This window comes from Frankia sp. CeCAU1, from assembly GCF_977971845.1.
The window spans coordinates 1-2998 of sequence record NZ_CDWWXA010000254.1 but is presented as its reverse complement, the minus strand read 5'-3'; the positions used below and the strand labels follow the sequence as shown (position 1 = coordinate 2998).

General features: G+C 70.5%; 4 protein-coding genes and 1 pseudogene. 4 read left to right on the top strand and 1 reads right to left on the bottom strand.

Translation table 11 applies throughout. The annotated features are described in order from the left end of the window. Both AC08OO_RS23155 and AC08OO_RS23150 read left to right on the top strand, forming a co-directional pair. Positions 1 to 1059: PP2C family protein-serine/threonine phosphatase (locus tag AC08OO_RS23155; protein ID WP_476619092.1), on the top strand; the 1059-nt coding region annotated here is incomplete at its 5' end. Positions 1060 to 1257: 198 nt separating this feature from the next. Then, complete coding sequence (locus tag AC08OO_RS23150) at positions 1258 to 1752, top strand: hypothetical protein (RefSeq protein ID WP_476611823.1); 495 nt, start codon at positions 1258 to 1260, stop codon at positions 1750 to 1752. Between the two features lie 46 nt (positions 1753 to 1798). Here AC08OO_RS23150 and AC08OO_RS23145 read toward each other — a convergent pair whose 3' ends face one another. Beyond that, positions 1799 to 2074: a DinB family protein gene (locus tag AC08OO_RS23145; RefSeq protein ID WP_476611824.1), complete on the bottom strand. Its 276-nt coding sequence runs from the start codon at positions 2072 to 2074 to the stop codon at positions 1799 to 1801. 167 nt (positions 2075 to 2241) lie between these two features. On the opposite strand from AC08OO_RS23145, the gene AC08OO_RS23140 reads away from it, so the two are divergent. Together AC08OO_RS23140 and AC08OO_RS23135 are read left to right on the top strand one after the other, a co-directional pair. Next, a complete protein-coding gene (locus tag AC08OO_RS23140; protein WP_476611825.1) occupies positions 2242 to 2760 on the top strand; it encodes an IS110 family transposase in 519 nt (172 codons plus the stop codon). 9 nt (positions 2761 to 2769) lie between these two features. Continuing rightward, positions 2770 to 2998 (top strand): annotated as a pseudogene (locus AC08OO_RS23135) (IS110 family transposase); the annotation flags it as partial.

Genomic DNA, 2998 nt, shown 5'->3' with positions numbered 1-2998 from the left:
GGGGTAGAGGGGCTCGGCGGGGTGGAGGACGTCCGTCCCCTCATAGCCGGAACGCTCGTCCTCGTCACGGTCGTCGTCCTCGACGCGACGCCCGGGCTGATCCTGGTCGGGTACTTCGGTCTCGGGCCACTGATCATCGCGGCGGCCAGTCCACCCCGGGTCACCGCCGCGGTCGGAGCGCTGGCAGTGATCGCGGCGCTCCTCTCCGGCTTCTGGGATCATTGGTTCGGGACCGGTCCGCATCTCGCCGCAACCACGCTGGTCGCCCTCCAGTCCGTGATCGCGGTCTGCATCTGCGTGTGCCGGGAACGGCAACGCTCACAACTGCACCAGGTCAAAGCGGTCGCCGAGGTCGCGCAGCGGGCACTGCTACCGGCGGTCCCGAGCCGGCTCAACGGGGCCGGTTTCGCGGCTCGGTACCTCTCCGCCGCCCAGGAGGCGTCAGTGGGTGGCGATCTCTACGAGGTCGTCTCCACCTCGCAGAGCATCCGGATGATCATCGGCGATGTCCGCGGCAAGGGCCTGCCTGCTGTCCGGCTGGCCTCGATAGTGCTCGGTGCCTTCCGCGAGGCGGCAGTGACCTGGCTCGACCCGGAACAGGTGGCCGCCGCCTGCGCCCGCGCGGTGGGTCGGGAGGCCGAACCCGAGGACTTCGTGACGGCGCTCATCGTCGACATCCACCCGGACGGTCGGCTGGGCCTGTGCTCGGCCGGGCATCACCCGCCACGACTGGTCTCGGCGGACGAGTGCACCACGCTGGAACTGAAGTCGCCCAGTCCGCCGCTCGGGCTGGCCGAGCGTTTCTCCGTCACGATGGCGAGCTGGGCGGTCGGCGATCGGATGCTGCTGTTTACCGACGGTCTCACCGAGGCCCGGGACGGCCGGGGGCGGTTCTTCCCCCTGGACGATCATCTGGACCTGCTGCGGGGCGGCAGCCAGGACGACCTCGCGGTGCTGCTGGCCGAGCGGGAGGCGGGACCGAGTGGCGGAACGGGAGCGGGGATGGGAGCCGGAGCGGGGATGGGAGCCGGAACGGGAGCCGGCGTCCTGAGCTCTTGAGCCCGGCGGGACCCGGCGGCCCCTCGACCCGAGATCCGACTCCCATCCGGCGTGCCGCTGTCCCTCGGAGCCCGTCGCGATCCGCTACGGTCACCCAATGCGGAGGGATTCCGTGGCCGCCGCCCGATACCGACGCCTACAGTTGTGCTCACGGGTATTCACTCCAGGTATCGATATACCGGACGGTCGGAGACGGTCGTGAGCGTTCCGGTGGATTCCGATGACCGTCGCACCGTGCGGCTGCTCTTGGCCCTACTCGTCGTCGTGAGCGCCGTGGCCGCGTTCGCCGTCGGCGGTCTGATCGCGACGTCCGGGTTACGGGTGAGCTGGGGACGCGTCGAGGGCGCCGCGGCAGCGGCTGACCTCGCCATCGCCAAGGACGGCTCGCTGCCAGCGGCGATCGGCAGGCTGGGCATCGGTGGCGGCTCGGATCCCTCGTCACTCACGGATCCCTCGTCACTGACGGCGGGCCCCTCCCTGAAGAGCGGGCCTTCGCCGGCCACCGCGTCACCGACGCCGACGGAGGCGGAGGCGGAGGCGGGCGGGGCGAAACACCCGGTGCCAAGCCCGGTGCCGAGTGGCGAGTACCCGCCTACACCCACGGCACCGAGCCCGCGACACAGCTGCACGGCCCCGGCCACCTCCGCACCCGGGGGGTCGGGCGCCCCCATCCTCATCTACCCATTGTGCTGATATCCGTTGTGTCGATATCCGTTGTGCTGATATCCGTCGTGCCGAGCTATCCGCCGGATCCGGGCCGCCAGTCGGGCGAGCGGCCGGTGAGGGCCAGCAACCTCGTCCACTCGTCGGCGTCATCCGGGACCGGCACCGGGCGGGCGAAGATGCCGGCAGCCCGCCAGGCGTCGATCTGCGACGCCAGGTGCTCGTGGACCCGGTGCACGAGGTCCCGGTCAGAGCCGACACCCACCACCGACGAGGTGTCACCGGCCCGCCTGCCGTGCATGTCGATCGCCCGCGCCGGATCCCAGCCATGGATCAGTAGATCGGCGGTCAACCGGAAAGCGTACTCGCTCGTCGGCGTGGGGGTCGATCAGGGGACCACGGTTTGTTGCCAGGGTGGCGGTCTGCTGCTGCCTGGAGCACGCGGGTCAGACTCTTCCGAGGCCTGTGGTCCCTCCGGGCGGCCGCGCCTGGTAGCCGTCCGGGGCTCGGAGACGTCTGGTGGAGTTGCTGCACGACCGGTGTGCCGCGCTGGATATCGGTAAGAAGGACCTCAAGGCGTGCGTGCGCACGCCGAAGGCGGGCCGGGGACGTGCCCGCCGGCAGGAGGTCCGCACGTTCGCGACGACGACGAACGCTCTGCTGGGACTGCGGGACTGGCTGGTCGCGGAGAAGGTCACCCTGGTGGTGATGGAGGTAACCGGGGACTACTGGTGCGGGGCGTTCTACCTGCTGGAGGACTGCCTGCCGGTCATCCTGGTCAACGCCGCCCACGCCAGGGGCCTGCCCGGACGCAAGACCGGCGTCTCCGACGCGGCGTGGCTGTGCCAGCTGGGCGAGTGCGGCCTGCTCAGGGCGTCGTTCGTGCCGCCGGAGCCGATCCGCCACCTGCGTGACCTCACCCGCTACCGCACGACGCTGACCGCCGACCGGACCCGGGAGGCCCAGCGGTTGGAGAAGGAACTCGAGGACCCCGGGATCAAGCTGTCCGCGGTGGCCACCGACATTCTCGGGGTGTAGGGGCGGGCGATGCTCGCCGCGCTGATCGACGGCGAACGCGACCCCGACGTCCTGGCCGGGATGGCCAAGGGCAGGATGCGGCCCAAGATCATCAAACTGGTCGAGGCGCTGACCGGCAGCTTCTCCGAGCACCACGCGTTCCTGTGCCGGCTGCACCTGGAACGCATCGACCAGCTCACCGCCGCGATCGAGGAACTGTCGACGCGGATCGAGGAGGAGATGCGCCCTTTTGCCCGCT